Source organism: Micromonospora sp. NPDC048999, from assembly GCF_040649295.1.
Lineage (GTDB): Bacteria > Actinomycetota > Actinomycetes > Mycobacteriales > Micromonosporaceae > Micromonospora.
Map to the genome: position 1 here is coordinate 19211 of NZ_JBEZFI010000052.1, position 15451 is coordinate 34661.

General features: G+C 69.0%; 17 protein-coding genes and 3 pseudogenes. 12 read left to right on the plus strand and 8 right to left on the minus strand.

All coding sequences use genetic code 11. The features are described from left to right. Nucleotides 1-15 precede the first annotated feature (15 nt). Nucleotides 16-207: pseudogene (locus AB0C02_RS30035) on the minus strand (hypothetical protein); the annotation flags it as partial. A gap of 238 nt (nucleotides 208-445) precedes the next feature. Then, complete coding sequence (locus AB0C02_RS30040) at nucleotides 446-1360, minus strand: hypothetical protein (protein ID WP_357552498.1); 915 nt, start codon at nucleotides 1358-1360, stop codon at nucleotides 446-448. A 346-nt stretch (nucleotides 1361-1706) separates the two neighbouring features. Here AB0C02_RS30040 and AB0C02_RS30045 point away from each other — a divergent pair, with 346 nt between their 5' ends. After that, the gene (locus AB0C02_RS30045; RefSeq protein ID WP_357552499.1) at nucleotides 1707-2183 is read left to right on the plus strand and encodes a hypothetical protein; all 477 of its coding nucleotides are present in this window, start codon (nucleotides 1707-1709) and stop codon (nucleotides 2181-2183) included. Then, on the plus strand, nucleotides 2180-2368 hold the full coding sequence (locus AB0C02_RS30050; RefSeq protein ID WP_357552500.1) for a hypothetical protein: 189 nt from the start codon (nucleotides 2180-2182) through the stop codon (nucleotides 2366-2368). Before AB0C02_RS30045 ends, AB0C02_RS30050 begins: the two co-directional genes overlap by 4 nt. Before the next feature lie 378 nt (nucleotides 2369-2746). Here the strand turns inward: AB0C02_RS30050 and AB0C02_RS30055 are convergent, their stop codons facing one another. Together AB0C02_RS30055 and AB0C02_RS30060 are read right to left on the minus strand one after the other, a co-directional pair. Beyond that, nucleotides 2747-2917 carry a hypothetical protein gene (locus tag AB0C02_RS30055; RefSeq protein ID WP_357552501.1) on the minus strand — a complete coding sequence of 57 codons (171 nt, stop codon included), beginning with the start codon at nucleotides 2915-2917 and terminating at the stop codon, nucleotides 2747-2749. Between the two features lie 514 nt (nucleotides 2918-3431). Next, nucleotides 3432-4049 (minus strand): transposase family protein, encoded by a 618-nt coding sequence (locus AB0C02_RS30060; RefSeq protein WP_357552502.1) that lies wholly within the window; start codon nucleotides 4047-4049, stop codon nucleotides 3432-3434. 456 nt (nucleotides 4050-4505) lie between these two features. Between AB0C02_RS30060 and AB0C02_RS30065 the strand changes: the two genes are divergently transcribed. The 3 genes from AB0C02_RS30065 to AB0C02_RS30075 all read left to right on the plus strand — a co-directional run bounded on the left by AB0C02_RS30065 (nucleotide 4506) and on the right by AB0C02_RS30075 (nucleotide 7168). Continuing rightward, complete coding sequence (locus AB0C02_RS30065; RefSeq protein ID WP_357552503.1) at nucleotides 4506-5642, plus strand: RNA-guided endonuclease TnpB family protein; 1137 nt, start codon at nucleotides 4506-4508, stop codon at nucleotides 5640-5642. A 147-nt stretch (nucleotides 5643-5789) separates the two neighbouring features. After that, a complete protein-coding gene (locus tag AB0C02_RS30070) occupies nucleotides 5790-5957 on the plus strand; it encodes a hypothetical protein (protein ID WP_357552504.1) in 168 nt (55 codons plus the stop codon). Between the two features lie 2 nt (nucleotides 5958-5959). Further along, complete coding sequence (locus AB0C02_RS30075; protein ID WP_357552505.1) at nucleotides 5960-7168, plus strand: discoidin domain-containing protein; 1209 nt, start codon at nucleotides 5960-5962, stop codon at nucleotides 7166-7168. On the opposite strand, the gene AB0C02_RS30080 is transcribed toward AB0C02_RS30075, so the two are convergent. After that, the gene (locus AB0C02_RS30080; RefSeq protein WP_357552506.1) at nucleotides 7090-7665 is read right to left on the minus strand and encodes a BTAD domain-containing putative transcriptional regulator; all 576 of its coding nucleotides are present in this window, start codon (nucleotides 7663-7665) and stop codon (nucleotides 7090-7092) included. The genes AB0C02_RS30075 and AB0C02_RS30080 overlap by 79 nt on opposite strands. A 215-nt stretch (nucleotides 7666-7880) precedes the next feature. Between AB0C02_RS30080 and AB0C02_RS30085 the strand changes: the two genes are divergently transcribed. The 4 genes and pseudogenes from AB0C02_RS30085 to AB0C02_RS30100 all read left to right on the plus strand — a co-directional run bounded on the left by AB0C02_RS30085 (nucleotide 7881) and on the right by AB0C02_RS30100 (nucleotide 12770). Next, nucleotides 7881-8144 (plus strand): alcohol dehydrogenase catalytic domain-containing protein, encoded by a 264-nt coding sequence (locus AB0C02_RS30085; RefSeq protein WP_357552507.1) that lies wholly within the window; start codon nucleotides 7881-7883, stop codon nucleotides 8142-8144. 383 nt (nucleotides 8145-8527) lie between these two features. Then, on the plus strand, nucleotides 8528-9019 hold the full coding sequence (locus AB0C02_RS30090) for a CBS domain-containing protein (RefSeq protein ID WP_357552508.1): 492 nt from the start codon (nucleotides 8528-8530) through the stop codon (nucleotides 9017-9019). 49 nt (nucleotides 9020-9068) lie between these two features. Continuing rightward, nucleotides 9069-9269: pseudogene (locus AB0C02_RS30095) on the plus strand (FHA domain-containing protein); the annotation flags it as partial. 120 nt (nucleotides 9270-9389) lie between these two features. Continuing rightward, nucleotides 9390-12770 carry a cytochrome b5 domain-containing protein gene (locus AB0C02_RS30100; protein ID WP_357552513.1) on the plus strand — a complete coding sequence of 1127 codons (3381 nt, stop codon included), beginning with the start codon at nucleotides 9390-9392 and terminating at the stop codon, nucleotides 12768-12770. 545 nt (nucleotides 12771-13315) lie between these two features. Here the strand turns inward: AB0C02_RS30100 and AB0C02_RS30105 are convergent. The 3 genes and pseudogenes from AB0C02_RS30105 to AB0C02_RS30115 all read right to left on the minus strand — a co-directional run bounded on the left by AB0C02_RS30105 (nucleotide 13316) and on the right by AB0C02_RS30115 (nucleotide 14211). Continuing rightward, nucleotides 13316-13633: a helix-turn-helix transcriptional regulator gene (locus AB0C02_RS30105; protein WP_357552509.1), complete on the minus strand. Its 318-nt coding sequence runs from the start codon at nucleotides 13631-13633 to the stop codon at nucleotides 13316-13318. Then, nucleotides 13630-13972 (minus strand): annotated as a pseudogene (locus AB0C02_RS30110) (type II toxin-antitoxin system RelE/ParE family toxin). Before AB0C02_RS30110 ends, AB0C02_RS30105 begins: the two are co-directional and overlap by 4 nt. 47 nt (nucleotides 13973-14019) lie before the next feature. After that, the gene (locus tag AB0C02_RS30115) at nucleotides 14020-14211 is read right to left on the minus strand and encodes a hypothetical protein (RefSeq protein WP_357552514.1); all 192 of its coding nucleotides are present in this window, start codon (nucleotides 14209-14211) and stop codon (nucleotides 14020-14022) included. Between AB0C02_RS30115 and AB0C02_RS30120 the strand changes: the two genes are divergently transcribed. The 3 genes from AB0C02_RS30120 to AB0C02_RS30130 form a co-directional block, all read left to right on the plus strand. Further along, nucleotides 14132-14362, plus strand: a complete 231-nt coding sequence (locus AB0C02_RS30120; protein ID WP_357552515.1) for a hypothetical protein — start codon at nucleotides 14132-14134, stop codon at nucleotides 14360-14362. The two genes, AB0C02_RS30115 and AB0C02_RS30120, sit on opposite strands and share 80 nt — an antisense overlap. 56 nt (nucleotides 14363-14418) lie before the next feature. Next, nucleotides 14419-15003, plus strand: a complete 585-nt coding sequence (locus AB0C02_RS30125; protein ID WP_357552510.1) for an IS607 family transposase — start codon at nucleotides 14419-14421, stop codon at nucleotides 15001-15003. Further along, on the plus strand, nucleotides 15000-15451 hold a 452-nt coding region (locus AB0C02_RS30130; RefSeq protein ID WP_357552511.1), incomplete at its 3' end, for a helix-turn-helix domain-containing protein. The genes AB0C02_RS30125 and AB0C02_RS30130, both read left to right, overlap by 4 nt.

Consider the following 15451-nt stretch of genomic DNA (forward strand, 5'->3'; position numbering starts at 1 on the left):
GTTGTCCTTCGCCTGTTCGACCTGCGACGGGTCGCCTCCGGCGGCCATGTAGCGCAGGCCGCCCACGACGAGGAACATCGTGGCCACGGCGGCGATGATGCCCATGATCCGCAGACGGATGCCGTCGATGACCTGCGGGAGGGTTTTCGGGGCCGCGAGCGGCGCGGCGGCGATGATGTCGTTGAGTACGTGCAGAGTTGTGTGCATTGCGACGCTCCACAGGAATGTGGGGCCGCCGCGGTGGGGACCGGGCGAAGGCCGGAGAAGATCCGGTGGGGGGGGCTCCTCCCTTGCAAGGGAAGGGTTGCGGTGTCAGTACGCCGCGCCAGCCGTGCCGGACCTATGGGCCTCGCCCGTGGTTGGTCCCCACCGGGCGGGCATGCCGTGGATGACATGCACCGCCCAGATCCGGACTGTCAGGTCGATCGAACCGGCCTGCGACCTGTCACGACCTTGCAGAACCTGACCGCGACACCGGTTCGCTGAACCTGACAAGCCTGCCGCGCAACGCAAGCGCCCGCAGACGCAAGAAGGCCGCCCCGGGCGATGCCTTGGGCGGCCTTGTGGTGCAGGCGATCAGGCGGTTTGCCGGTCGGTCAGGCGGCCATGGGCTCGCGCAGCGTGCGCACCGGCCCGGAGAGTTCCCTCGCACCACCGCGGCGGCCACCGCACGTTCCGCGCGACGCCTGCGCATCCGCAGCGCGGAGGCCGTCACACCCTGCTCGGCGGCCAGCTGCTCGATGAGCGTGTCACCGAACCGGGTCGCACTGATGAGCTCGGCGGCCTCGCCGGAGATCAGGCCAGCGGCGGCGGCCCGGCCGAGCAGCAGATCCGGGTGGCCGTACGGCATCTTCGGGGTACGCGAACCGCTGGACAGATCGAGCGGCAGCTCCTCGGTGTCGTGGGCCTTGATGACCGCGACCCCCGCCCGCCACGCCGCCCAGCACGGCCGCAGCCACAGCCGGGGCGTGTCCAGGTCGGCGGTGCGCAGCGCCGCCAGGAACCCGGCCAGCACCTCGGAGTCGACGTCTGCGGCGTGCCGGGTGTGCCCCCGGCTGATCTTCGCGGCGAGGTGGGTGAGGGCGGGCAACGCGACGCCGATCGCGCCGACGACCCACGCCTGTCCCCATTCGCGGGCGTGCAGAGCGAGCTGCCGCCACAGGGCGTCGGTGGTCTCGGAGTCGTAGCGCTCGAACAGCACCAGCTTGCGCAGCTGGTCCGGCGGCATGGTCTTGTCGGACAGGCCCGGCACCGGGCGGGCGTCGAAGCTCAGCGGTTCGGGTTCGCAGGTCAGCAGCTCGAACGCCTTCTCGGCCTGGCCCAGCGCGCCGCCGGGGCGGAAAGAGGTGGTGGTTGGCATGTCGTGTTCCCTCGTGGGCGAGCCAAACGCCGGCTACGGCGGCTCATGACCTCGATTGGAGTGCGGCGACCTGACAACAGAAGGCTCTGTTAGATCGGGACAGGTTTGGACAGGTCGTGTCAGGCTTTCGCCTGTCAGACGGCCCGGCGGCCCGGTGCTCTGACGGGTCCTGTCAGGACGGGGTCGGGTTCGATCGGCCCAGCAGCGCCGTTCTGGTAGCTGTCAGTACGCCCGCCGGTCCGGGGGCCACCGTGCCCATGACCGAAACCAATCACCACTACAGCGCACCGGTCCCGGTCGGGGACGTCGTGCCGGCGACCCGCCCGTGCCGATCACCGTCTGGCCGGTGCCCGCCCCACATCAGGGCGACACCATGTCCAACGCCATGGGTGTGCGGCTCGTGCACAACCTCACCCACCCCGGCGAGCTGATCATCGATCTGGCTGACGGGCCACAGCTGGCGGTCATCGCGGCCAGCCGCCGCAGCCACCTGCAGGCGGCCCGGCAGACCGGCTGGGGGCGTGAGCCCGCGCGGCTCATCGTCACCGGCTGGCCGGTCGACAGCCCGGCCTCGGCGGTCGAGTTCTTCGGCCGCTGCCGGGACGCCCTGCTGCCGGGCAGCTGCGTGGCAGTCCTGCTCAGCCACGACGTGACCGCACCGGTCGACGTCATCATCGCCGCCAAGGAGGCCGGGCTTTCGTACCTGCAGCACATCGTGGCGGCCGACCAGCCGCCCCGGCGTGACCAGCAGACCCTGCTCGACATCCACACCGACGTGCTGATCCTTCGCAACAGCACGCCGGGGAGCGGGGGTGGGCGATGACTGAGCCGATGCCGGTCACGTCGGTGTGGCTGACCTGTCAGCAGCCCTCCCGAGACCAGCGGCGAGGCCGCTACGCCCCAGAGAGCAGCAGCCACCCGGGCAAGATGCTGCCGCACCTCGCGGCACACGTCATCCGTACCTACACCGCACCGGGGGATCTGGTGTTCGACCCGATGTGCGGGTAGGGCACCACCCTCGTGGAGGCCATGCACCTGGGCCGGGAGGGCATCGGAATCGACATCGAGCCCCGCTTCAGCGCCCTCGCGGAGGCGAACGTGGCGCTGGCTTCGTCGCAGGGCGCGGCCGGCACCGGACGAGTCATCACCGGCGACGCCACCAGGTTGCTCGATCTGGTGCCCGCGTCCGCGGTCGGGCAGGTGGGACTCGTGCTCACGTCCCCGCCCTACGGCAGGGGGACTCACGGCCTCGTGCGGGCGACGAGTACCGGGGTACGCAAGCGGGACCACCTCTATGGGGACCGGTCCGACGGCAACCTCGCCTACGGGACTTGGTCCTGCTTGCTCGACGGGTTCGAGCAGATCCTTGCCGCCAGCTACCAACTGCTACGTCCCGGCGGGACCGTGATCATCACCTGCCGACCGGTACGCCGCCAGCGGGACGACCTGATCGACCTGCCCGGCGAACTGCTCGCCGTCGCACAGTCGGTCGGGCTGATCCCGGTGCGACGGTGCGCGGCGATGCTCGCCGCCGTCCGCGGCGGGCAGATCGTGCACCGGGCCAGCATGTTCGGCCTGATGGCGGTCCGCCGAGCCCGCACCGAGGGCGTCCCGGTGCACCTGGTTGCGCACGAAGATGTCTGGGTGCTCCGCCGCATGTGGGGCTCCGCGCCCGTGAACATACGGGCAGGTCAGACGCAGCGACGGTCGCCCGTCTCGGCAGTTGGCGCAACACCTGGCAGCGAGCGGTGGCGGGATTTGGGCAGCTCAGCCCTGTCCCGCCCCCCGCGATCGGCCCGGTCCCGTTGCCGGGCTGTCCGGCCGCCGCAGTCCCGCTGCCTCTGGCCCGGTCCCGCACCGAGCGCGGGCGGCGCGGGCGACGGTCCCGCCGCGCCCAGGCGCAGCGGGACCGTGACGCGCAGACGAGCGGGATCGGGCCGCCGCCGGGGCGGGACCAGTCCCGCTCGAGGTCCCGCTCCACGTGGCCGGCACCGGGACTCATCCCGCACCCACATCGCCCCGAGTCCCGCTCGGCGGTACTCGCAGCGACCGCCGATCCCACGCTGCCCGGTCATGCACGGACCGGGTCCCGCCGGGCTGTCGGCCGGGCGAGCCCGGTCACGTTTCTCGCCCTGCCGCCATCGGCGGCGACCGGGACGCCAAGCCGTCCAGCGAGCCGTGCCGCCGGCCGCGCCGCGAGCGCCACTGCAAACTGCACGAGCTGGTGCTGCAGCGCCGGCGTGCGCCGGCTATGCGGATGGGTCAGGCCCGGCACCTGCTCCGCGAAGGTCATCGCAGCACAGGATTTCGACACGCACTTGAAGCGACGTACCAACAGATCGATCACTACAGCCCGGCCGCCCAGCGCCGCGTCCGCGAGCCGGCGCCGGTACCTGCCATGAGCACGACCAGAAGTCCTGCTGCACCGAGGGCACCTGCCCCGACGCGTACGCGACCGCGCCCGCAAAACGATCGCCCCGGCCGATCGCTCGACCCCATCAACGACCACGTCGGACAGACGCGGCAGTGCCTTGATCAAACTGGAGAGCACCTCGCTGATCTTGACCTCTGCTCCACCCCGGTGACGAGCTGGGGGTGTCACGGGTACTGGCTGGGCGGCGTCACGACGAGCTGCGGCAGCAGTGGCGCGACTATCGCGCCGAGATGACCAGCTCAGCCCGCCCACCATCGAAGCTGGAGAGCGTAGGGCCGAGCGTCATCGAGCACCAGGGCGACGACCGGGCGACGGTGGCAGAGCAGGTAGCGGTGTGGTGGGACGGCCCGCACCTGCTCGCGGGCGACGACCATCCGTGGCGGTGGGAGCTGCGCAAGGACGACGGCGGGTGGCGCGTGTGGTCCGTCGAGCTGCCTCCCCGGTGCGGGGTGCTCGCCGTCGAACAGGGTGACGCACCTGCCGGACGCGTGGGCGCCGATCAGTGCCGGGCCAAGACGGTGGAACGGGCGAGCGCGGCCTGGAACAGCGCGATGCCGGCCAGGCCGGCTGCGGCGGCGGCCGCGGCGATCCGAGTGGTCAGGACGCTCATCAGAATTGCGGCGTGGATACCCGGCCGTTTAGGGCCGGGAGGAAACGCCGCTCCCTCCCCTCGCTGATCGTCCTACATGGACGGTTGGTAGATTGTCGGTTATGGGTGAGGTGGTGAAGCGGGCGTTCAAGTACCGCTTCTACCCGTCCCCTGAACAGGCTGCGTTTCTGGAGCGCACGTTCGGGTGTGTGCGTCTGGTGTACAACCGGGCGTTGGAGGCCCGTACCCGGGCGTGGGTGGTCGACCGTCAGCGCAGCACGTATGTGCAGTCCTCGGCGTGGCTGACCGAGTGGAAGCGCACGGATGAGTTGGCGTTTCTGAACGAGGTGTCGTCGGTTCCGTTGCAGCAGACGTTGCGGCACTTGCAGGCCGCGTACGTGGCGTTCTGGGACAAGCGGACCCGGTATCCGAGGTTCAAATCCAAGCGCAAGTCGCGGGCGTCGGCCGAATTCACCCGCTCCGCGTTCCGCTGGCGCGACGGTCAACTCACCCTGGCCAAGATGAACACCCCGCTGAACATCGTGTGGTCCCGGCCCCTGCCCGAAGGGGCGGAACCCTCCACGGTCACGGTGTCCCGGGACGCCGCCGGCCGCTGGTTCGTGTCCATCCTCGTGGAGGACCCGGCCGTGGTGCCGCTGCCGCTGGTTGGAACGGAGGTGGGTGTGGATGCGGGGATCACCAGCCTGCTCACCCTGTCCCACCCGATCCCTGGGGTGAGCGACGAGCGGGGCAAGGTGGCCAACCCGCGTTTCGGGCAGGCCGACCGGCGGAAGCTGGCCAGAGCGCAGCGGAACCTGGCCCGCAAACAGAAGGACTCCGCGAACCGGGCGAAAGCCCGGCTCAAGGTGGCCCGGATCCATGCCCGTATCGCCGACCGGCGGCGAGACCACCTGCACAAGCTGACCACTCGACTCGTCCGCGAGACTCAAACGGTCGTGATCGAAGACCTCAGCGTGCGTAACATGCTGCGCAACCGTCGCCTGGCCCGGGTCATCTCCGACGCATCCTGGTCCGAGTTCCGCCGCATGTTGGAGTACAAGGCGGCCTGGTATGGCCGTGAGGTGATTCCCGTCGACCGGTGGTACCCGTCGTCCAAGACCTGCTCGAGTTGCGGACAGGTCAACACCACCCTTGCCCTCAACGACCGCACCTGGACCTGCCCCGGCTGCCAAACCGGGCACGACCGGGACATCAACGCTGCTAGAAACATCCTCGCCGCCGGGCTGGCGGAGAGGTAAAACGCCTGCGGAGCTGACGTAAGACCTCAAGGGAAGAAGTCCTCCCGGAAAGGCAGTCGGCGATGAAACAGGAAACCCCACGGGCGACCGCGGGAATCCCGGTCCCTTCAGGGCCGGGAGGATGTCAAGTGGCGACAGTTCTACAACATGGTGCGAGTCGGTGCCCAGGGCATCTACTTCTCCATGTACGACGAGTTCAACGAGGGCAACCAGATCTGCAAGACCGCGGCGACCCTGGCTGATGTGCCCCCACCAACTCGGGGCTGCTCGCGCTCGACGAGGACGGGACCGCCTGCTCGTCCGACTACTACCTGAGGTTGACCGGCGACGGCGGCCGGATGCTCAAGGGCCAGATCGCCCTTACCCCCGTCCGGCCCACCCAGCCCAACAGCGGCACACCGCCGCCACCCCCGGCCGGGAACCTCGCGCTGTTCAAGCCGACGCAGGAAAGCAGCCACAACCAGGCGTTCGCGTCGGCCAACACCACCGACGGCGTTCAGGACAGCTACTGGGAGTCGGCGAACAACGCCTTCCCCCAGTGGGTGCAGGTCGATCTCGGGTCGACGCTCGCGGTGAACAAGGTGCTGCTGAAGCTGCCGGCATCATGGGGCTCGCGTACGCAGACGCTGTCGGTGCAGACGAGCCTCGACGGCGGCGGGTTCTCCACCGTGGTGAACTCCGGCGGCGTGGCCTTCAACTCAGGCAGCGCCAATACGGCCACCCTCACCTTCGCGCAGGCCAACGCCCGCTACGTCCGGCTCAACTTCACCGCGAACACCGGCTGGCCCGCCGCGCAGCTTTCAGAGCTGGAGGTCTATGGCCCGGCGGCCGGCGGCGACACCCAGCCGCCGACCAGGCCCGCCAACCTCGCCTCGACCGGGAAGACCTCCAGTAGCGTCTCGCTGTCCTGGACGGCCTCCACCGACAATGTCGGCGTCACCGGGTACCAGATACGCCAGGGCGGCGCGATCGTCGGGACGACCGCTGCCACATCCTTCACCGTCACCGGGCTGAACCCGTCGACGTCCTACACGTTCACCGTCACCGCCCAGGACGCGGCGGGCAACGTCTCGGCCGCCTCGAACGGCGTCACGGTCACGACCGACCCGGCACCCAACACCGACCTGGCGCGCGGGAAGGCCACATCGGAGAGCAGCCACACACAGGTCTATGGCTCAGACAACGCCGTCGACGGTAACCAGGACACCTACTGGGAGTCGGCGAACCACGCCTTCCCGCAGTGGCTGCAGGTCGACCTCGGCTCGGCGACCTCGGTCGGGCGCATCGTGCTGAAGTTGCCGGCGTCCTGGGGTGCGCGTACCCAGAACCTTTCGGTGGCGGGCAGCACGGACGGCGCGAACTTCACCACCCTCAAGGCGTCCGCGGGCTACACGTTCAGCCCGAGCGCCAACACCGCCACCATCACGTTCACCGCCACCGCCACCCGCTACGTCCGGCTCAACTTCACCGCCAACACCGGCTGGCCCGCCGGCCAGCTCTCGGAGTTCGAGGTGTACGCCTCCTGACCCTGGCGATCAGCGACCGCATCAACACACGACCGCACACCGGCAGGCACGCGGGCAGCCGTCCTGGACCTGCCGGTGTGGCGAAGGCGCAGGCTGACGCCACCAGCGTCACCGATTCGGATTTCGTCGCGGAGGCGGTCGCGGGTTCGGCCGTATACGGTCAGGCCCTGCGCAGGGCGTCCGGCGGCGTGCAGGCAGCGGATGAGCGCGGCCTGCAGCGGCTCGTCGAGCGGGTGCTCGGCAGCGACACCACGCAGGCTGGGGACGATGTCGGCGGCCATGCCTGAACGGATGCCGTGCTCGACGGCGCGGACTGCGGCGCGGACGCGTTCGTCCTCGATCGCCACCATCAGGGGTAGACCGCGCAGCGGCTCGTCGCCGGGCGGCGCGGCGGCGACCCGCAGTCCCTCGACGAGCAGCCGGATCGCCTCGGACGGTGCGGCCTGGTGCGCGTCGGCGACCAGCAATCGGAATCGCTGCAGCGCCTGCGGGGTCACACAGGCGTGGCTGGTGGGATCGCTGGGCTGTCGGCCAGCGTGTGCCCCCGCCCTGTGGGGCCAGAACACCACGTCCCCGGCGGCCGGGGGCACTGGTTCGGTGTCTGCCAGGATGAGCCAGCACGGTCCCTGCAGGATTATCTGGAAGCCGGCGGCTCCGGGCACGGAGGCGAACTGGTGCGCCCACGGGGCGTGCCACGCCACCCGCGCCGATCGTGGTTGGCCGTTGCGCGTGCATCCTCGGCGGGGAGGTCGCCGGCACAGTCGTCGAGGTCGGCGACGCCGTGCACACCCTGGCCGTCGGTGACCGGGTCATCGGCCGCAGCGCCAGCGCCGCGGCCGAGTACGTCACCGCCGCAGCCGACACCCTCATTGCGGCACCCACTACTATTCCCCTCGTCCACGCCGCCGCCATCCCCATCGCCGGCGTCACCGCCTGGCAGGCGGTGTTCGAGCACGCGCACATCACGCCCGGGTAGCGGGTCCTCGTCAACGGCGCAGGCGGCGGTGTCGGCGGGTTCGCCGTCCAACTCGCCAAGCACGCCGGAGCACACGTCGTCGCCACGGCCAGCCGAATTCGGTGGACGGTTTGCACTTGCTGCAAGAGCAGAGCGTCCACCGAGTCCGAACTACGTCCGACGTGTGATCCGACGGCAGCCCAAATTGGTGACTCTATGTAGCGATGCGTAGGGCCTAACCTAACGGGCCGCGGTGTCCGCCGATCATCGGATCATGGCGGATCAGAGCTCCAGCTAAACTCATCGGGTGCCGGCGGAGACGCGGTACTGGCCCTGCGTCAGATCGGTTGCAAGCCCGTCCCATGCACTTCTTGCACCGGATTCGGCATTCGTGGTCGCCGGGTGTGGCAGAGATTGTGCGAGACGGCCGTAGACCGGACCTGGGAGGTGGCGTGCAGGTCAGCGACGTAATGACAGCGTTCCCTGCATACATACGACTCGGCGCGACTATCCGGCGGGCGGCCGAGGTGGTCAGCGTGTCGGAGGTCGGCCAGCTGATGGTTCTGGACCACGAAGGCCGGTTCGTCGGGTCACTGTCGGAAGAGGACCTGGTGCGGGCCATGCTGCCCGGCTTCGACGACGTTACCGCCGGCGGCGGCACGCTCGCCGACGCGTTCCGGATCTTCCTGGAGCGGGGTCGCACCCTCGCCGACCGCGTCGTCGACCCCCTCGTCGTACGCGACGCGGCGACGGTCCGATCGACCGAGGAGCTCGCCCGGGCGGCGATTGTGATGATCGACCGCGGGATTCGAAGGATTCCTGTGGTCGACGACGGCAAGCTCGTGGGCACGCTGTCCCGGGCTGATCTGTGCCGAGCGGTGATCTACCATTCCTGAACTCCGGCTGATTCTGACCGATCGGCACACGGAAGCGACCAGCGAGCGGGTGTGTGCGCTGCCGATCACCCTTGGTCGAGACAGCGGTGCGGCGGCGGTGGTGCTGGACGACCACAGCGTCTCCCGGCGACACGCGCGGCTCGAGATCGTCGACAACGATCTGGTGCTCACCGATCTGGGCAGCACCAACGGAACCTACGTGAACGACGAGCCGGTGACGCGCCGGGTGCTCGTTCCCGGGGATCGGATGCGGATCTGCCGATACGAGCTGACGTGGACGTTCCTCGACCCCAACGAGACAATGATCTTCGATGGATCTCGGACCTTGCTGCGGCCGGTGGCGCGGCCGGGTATCGCCGCACGACGGGTGTTGGAGGCCGCCGAGGCGCACAACCGGCAGGTCGGGCACGAACTCGACGGATTCCTGTCGCTCGCGCACGGATTTCTGCCGGTCGAACCACCGTTGCTGGCCTTTCCGGACTCGCACCGGGCCTGGGACGAGATGACCGACCGGCTCCCTGACCTGTTCCGTCGGCTCACGCTGCGCCGGGCGTTCGACGCGCTGCCGGTGCTCGACGCCGGGCCTGAGGCGTTGCCCGATCGGTATCTGTTGCGCGCCTCGACTTTGCTCGGCGTTTTCGCCCACGCCTACCAGTACATGGCGATCGATCCGCCGGCCGCTCTGCCCGACTCGCTGCTGCGACCCTGGACCATGGTCTCGCGCCGACTGGGCAAGAAGACCCCGGCCGTCTCCTACATCGATCTGTTCTTCTACAACTGGCGGCTACGCGATCCGGCCGGTCCGCGGGCGCTGGATAACATGGACCTGCTCGTGCCGACCTGGAACAATGCGGCGGAGCGGGTGTTCTACCTGGTCACCACCGAATTCGCGATGGGGCTCACGCCCGTGCTGGGCGCCATGCTGGACGCCCAGGAGGCCGTGGTCGCGGACGATCCGGCCGCCTTGGAGGGCGCGCTACTGGTGATCCTCGACCGGCTGCAGTACGTCACGCAGGCCATTTATCCGCAGATCGATCCCAACCCTCGCGCCCGGCATGTGCTCGACCAGGTGCTGTGGGCCAAAACGGTCGGCACCGCCGGTGTCCCGATCTTTGACGGCGCACCAAGCCCGAGCGGCACCGCGCAACCTCAGATCCACGCGCTGGACGCGTTCCTTGAGCGCCGAGACTACGGCTCGCTGGTCGGGAAACAGAGCGTCTACCTCGCCGGATTCTTCCCGCGGCACTGGCAGGAGCTGGTGGCGGCGTTGCGTGAGGTGTCGGTGCGCCAGTACGTCGAGGACACTCGCAGCAGCACCCTGCGCGGCATCTACAACGCCGTGCTCGACGCCTATGTGGGCGACCGCGGCTGGATGGGTCTGCATCGCATCAAGGCGTACGGCTTCCTGGAGGTGGCGTTCAAAGTCGGCCGGCAGGTGACTACGGGCGCCCGGTTCACCGGGCTGTTCAAGGATCGGACCTGGGACAAGGTGGACGACGAACTGGCCGTCGTCCGTGACGAACGCCGCCTGCCGGTGGGTGCGCCGGTGGTGTTCGGGACCGCTCGTCGGGGCCGGGTCGTCACGGGCGAGTCCGGCGCCTGGACCTGCTATCTGGACATCGACGTCGCCGGGCAGGGCGTGCACCACCTGCCCGGCGACCGGGTAGGCGTGCTGGCGGAGAACGAAGACGAATTGGTGCGCCGCACGGTCGCCGCCCTGCAGGCCACCGGCGACGAGTTGGTGAGGCTCACCCCGAAGTGGCGAGCAGCGGTGGCCTGCCGGGAGGGCTACAGCGAGGTCGATGTGCTGCCGCTGCGGACGCTGCTGCGCTTCGCCCGGCTCCGGCCGATCGGACGGGAAGTGGCGAAACGGTTGGTGAAACTGACGGCCGTAGGTGCGTGGCAGCGGGTGGTGGACGCCCGCATGGAGGACCAGTGGGAACTGTGGGATGTCCTGAACCTGTTGTACGCGGGCGGATATGACGTCACCCGGTTGTGGAAGGCGGATTGGAGTGAGAATGACGCGTTCTGCGCGGTGATTCCGCCCGAGCCGTTCCGGCTGTATTCGATCGCTTCGGCTCCGCCGCCCGGCGAACCGGCCACCGCGCTGCAACTGGTGGTCGCCGGCCTCGACTACATCTCCGCTCGCACGCCGTGGTCGTATCCGCGGAAACGGCAAGGCGTGGCATCGCATTTCCTGCGCCGGGCGAGCCTCGAGGGCCAACATCGGCTGTCGCTGCAGATCGTCTCCACGCCCCGGTTCCGACTGCCGGCCGATCCAGCCCGACCCGTCGTCATGTTCGCGGCCGGCTCCGGGATCGCTCCGTTCCTGGGGTTCGTTGCCGCGCGCACCGGACCCGGCGAGAACCGGCTCTATCTGGGGATCCGGACACCGGACGAATTCCTCGACCGCACCGACCTGGATGCGGCAGCGGCCGCGGGCCGGCTGAAATTCTCCGTCGCGTTCTCCCGCGCCGATGCCGCGATCGAATTCGATGGCCAGCGCCACGTCGTCCAGGCCGGGCAGCGACGCCGGGTGGACGACATCATCCGCGCCGAGGCGGACGCGCTCTGGGAGCTGCTGCAGCCCACCGAAGAGGGCGGCCGCGGCGCATTCGTCTACGTGTGCGGCAGTGCACGGTTCGCCGTCTCCGTACTCCAGGCGTTGACCGACGTCGTGCCCGGCGACGGCCGCGAGTTCCTCCGCCAACTGGTGGCCGACGGACGTCTCGCCGAGGACGTCTTCACCACCTATCTGGGCCACGCGCAGCAGACCCCCCGCTTCGAGGTGTCGGATCTGGTGCAGCACGACACCTCCGACGCGGGATTCTGGATGGCGATCGGCGGCGCGGTGATCGACGTCAGCGAATTCATCCACCTGCACATCGGCGGGCCACACATCATCCGAAACTACGTCGGGATGGACGCGACCGCGGCATATCGAAAAGTGCTGCACCACGCGCACGCCGAGATCGACTCTCAACTCTCGATGTACCAGATCGGCCATCTGCGCCGGCTGCAGTTCGGCGCGCGCTGGGGCGTGGTGCTCACCGAGGACGGTCTGCACGCGCTGCCGCTGGAAGAACTGTTCCGGACCTGGGTGCGGTTCGTGTACATGCTGGTCGGCATGGGAAATGCGCTTACCGCCGACTACGGATTCACCACGTCGGCCACCACCTTAGGCGAAGACCCCCGAGAGCTGACGCTCTTCAAGGCGCAGTACGTCATTGAGGGGCACCGGCGGTTCCTGGTCAGTTACCTGGACGGACTGGTGCACAACGACCTACGCACCTTGTGGCAACTCACCGTCGGTTTCTGCGACCCGCAGCTGGACATCCGGTCCTTCGACGCCGACCTCGCCGCCATGTCGGCACGGTCGGACGTTACGCTGGTGCGGCAATCCGTATCCGCCGTCAAGGAGCTCCTGCTGGCGGGGGACGACTTCGGGCGGGTCACCGCGCTGTGCCGCACGTACGCGCACGCCGACGTTCAATTGCTACGCGACCTGAAAACTGCTGTGCTGGAGGGAATTCGAGCGTTCGAGATCCACGAGGCCAGCGTCGTCGAGCAGGCGGGAGCCACACTGCTGCACGCGACGCGCGAGACGCTCGTCGCGGTCTCGGCCTACTACCAGCGCCTCGCCAGGCAGACCCGCGGTCACGGAATCACCGCCGGCGGCGCGGTCGAGGAGGCGATCCCGGTCGACCGGGGCCTGCCTGGCCATGGCGCTCCGCTACAGCTTCCCGATTGACGCCCGATCGTGAGTTGATCCCTCCCCCTGCGCAATCGGCGTGCGGTGGTATGTCAAAACGGATACCGCCTTCGGGGAGTCCTCCGAATGGCGCTCGCGATGGATCTTGCGGACCGGCAGGAACGGGAGTACACGTGCCAAGCCCAACGTCCGCTCCTACTGCTCAACACTCGCCAGCCGTACCGACGATCCCAGGTACAGCCGGCCCGGCGGCGGTGATCCGGCGCATTGGTGCCACCCCATCGGCACACGGGCGCGCGCGGCGGATGGCCGGCCGGTGCCGAGGGCGCAGGATCGTGGCGGGTTCAGGGCGACCGCGCCGTGGCGGGGAGATCAGGTCCTGCTTGCCGGGCAGAACATCGACGATCTCCTGCAGTGCCTGCCCGAGCTCGCGCTGCACCAGCGGCCCGACGTCAACCCCTACTCCAGCCCAGGCCCGACCCGCAGCTTCGACATTGCGGTCGCGAGGCGCCGGCCGAACTCGCGGCCAACGAGCAGGCACCAGGAAACGGTTGGCAGCGGTGCACCCCTGGCCGCTGAGGCGGCTATGCGATGGCGGCGATGTTGCCGTCGTCGAAGTAGATCGCCTGATGCAGGCGCCCGCCGAGGGCGGCGGCGTAGCGGGCTACCACGTCCTGGCCGGAGATCTTGCCTTGCTCGATCTGGGAGACGCGGCCCTTCGTGACGCCCATGCGCTCGGCGACCTGCTGCTGGGTCAGACCCCGGGTGCGGCGTACCTCGGCCAGACGGTGCCCGACGACGGTAGCAAGCAGTTCCTGCTTGCCGGCCTCGACGGCCTGCTCGCCACCCGCCCGCTCGACGTGGGCGGCGCGGATGTCGCTCCAGTGCGCATAACTGCTCATGGCGTTCTGCCCTCCTGCTCGGCGCGTTCTTTCAGGTAGGTCTCGTACCGATGCTCGGCCAGAGGGATGGCTTGGACGTACCACTCATTCCAGCGTCCGGCCTTGTCACCCGCGACGAGCAGGATGCTGGAACGCCAGGGGTCGAAGGCGAACAGGATCCGCACGGTGCCCGGACGCAACTCCTTGAGGTTGGCGATCGATGAGCCGTGGATCGTGTCGACCAACGATCGGCCAAGCCCAGGACCGGCCTCAGCAAGCAGGTCAATGGCCTGCACGCCGCGGGCGTGGGTGGTCGTCGAGACTGTCGATCCAGTCCCGTACCTCGTCAACGAGGTAGATCTCCCACTCCTCGGAAGCCCCAACCGAGTATAGCGGACGGTAAACCTCTAGGCCATCGACTGCCTGTGCCCTGCCATAACTCCGGTCGTTGCCGTGACGTGGCGCTTTGAAGATCGCGTTGGGCGGCTCGGTGGTGCTCCGTCGAACAGGATGTTCAGGTTGTGCGACACCCCGGTGGGGTTGGGCATGGGTATGCCGAGCCGGCGGCAGATGTCGCTGCGCGCGCCGTCGGCGGCCACCAGACGACGGGCGCGCAGATTTCTCGTGCCCTGCGCCGCGCTCGAATGTGGCGGTGATCCGGTCGTCGTCGATGCTCACGTCGACCAGTTCGGTGCCGAAGTGGACGCGCCCCGGGTTGAGCCGTTCGGCGTGGGCGCGCAGCAGGGGTAGCTAGCTGATGGCGTGTCGAACATCATTGGTGATCGCTGGACATCTATGGTGTTTGTGTGAACTTGAAGGAATGGGCGGCGTCGCAGGGCATTGCGTACATCACGGCGCGGCGGCAGTATGCGGCTGGGGCGTTGCCCGTTCCCACGTATCGGCTGGGCCGGCTGATCATGGTGGGCGAGCCGTTGCCTGCTGCCGGGGCGGGTGTGGGGCAGGTGGTGGTGTACGCCCGGGTGTCATCGGCCGACCAGCGGCCGGACTTGGACCGGCAGGTCGCGCGGGTAACCGTGTGGGCGACTGGGCAGCGGTTGGCGGTGTCGCGGGTGGTGACCGAGGTGGGATCCGCGCTCAACGGCCACCGCAAGAAGTTCCTCGCCCTGCTACACGACCCGCAGGTGTCGACGATCGTGGTCGAGCATCGAGACCGGTTCGCTCGCTTCGGCGCCGAGTACGTCGAGGCTGCGCTCGCCGCGCAGGGCCGCCGTCTGCTGGTGGTCGACCCGGCCGAGGTTGATGACGATCTGGTGCGCGACGTGACCGAGATCCTGACCTCGCTGTGCGCCCGCCTGTACGGCCGTCGGGCTGCCGCCAACCGGGCCCGCCGCGCGATCGACGCCGCCACCAGCGGGGAGAGCGCCGCGTGAAGGTGGTGCAGGCGTACCGGTTCGCGTTGGATCTGACGCCGTCTCAGGAGCGGGTGGTGTTGGCACATGCGGGGGCGGCGCGGGTGGCGTACAACTGGGCGTTGGCGCGGGTGAAGGCGGTTATGGATCAGCGTGCCGCGGAACGTTCCTACGGTGTGTCTGAGGAGTTGCTGACCCCGGCGGTCGGGTGGAGTCTTTTCGCGCTGCGGAAGGCGTGGAATCAGGCGAAGTTGGACGTGGCGCCGTGGTGGGCGGAGTGTTCGAAGGAGGCGTTCAACACTGGCCTGGATGCCCTGGCCTGCGGTTTGAAGAACTGGTCCGATTCGCGTGCGGGGAAACGGGCGGGGCGGCGGGTGGGGTTTCCGCGGTTCAAGTCTCGCCGCCGCAGCACGCCGAGCATCCGGTTCACCACGGGCGCGATCCGGGTGGAGCCGGACCGCCAGCATGT

Bases quoted from the DNA above. Each gene is read 5' to 3' on its own strand.
- AB0C02_RS30065 (WP_357552503.1), top strand. From the start codon at position 4,506: ATGGGTGAGGTGGTGAAGCGGGCGTTCAAGTACCGCTTCTACCCGTCC.
- AB0C02_RS30070 (WP_357552504.1), top strand. From the start codon at position 5,790: ATGGTGCGAGTCGGTGCCCAGGGCATCTACTTCTCCATGTACGACGAG.
- AB0C02_RS30060 (WP_357552502.1), bottom strand. From the start codon at position 4,049: ATGGTGGGCGGGCTGAGCTGGTCATCTCGGCGCGATAGTCGCGCCACT.
- AB0C02_RS30040 (WP_357552498.1), bottom strand. From the start codon at position 1,360: ATGCCAACCACCACCTCTTTCCGCCCCGGCGGCGCGCTGGGCCAGGCC.
- AB0C02_RS30050 (WP_357552500.1), top strand. From the start codon at position 2,180: ATGACTGAGCCGATGCCGGTCACGTCGGTGTGGCTGACCTGTCAGCAG.
- AB0C02_RS30105 (WP_357552509.1), bottom strand. From the start codon at position 13,633: ATGAGCAGTTATGCGCACTGGAGCGACATCCGCGCCGCCCACGTCGAG.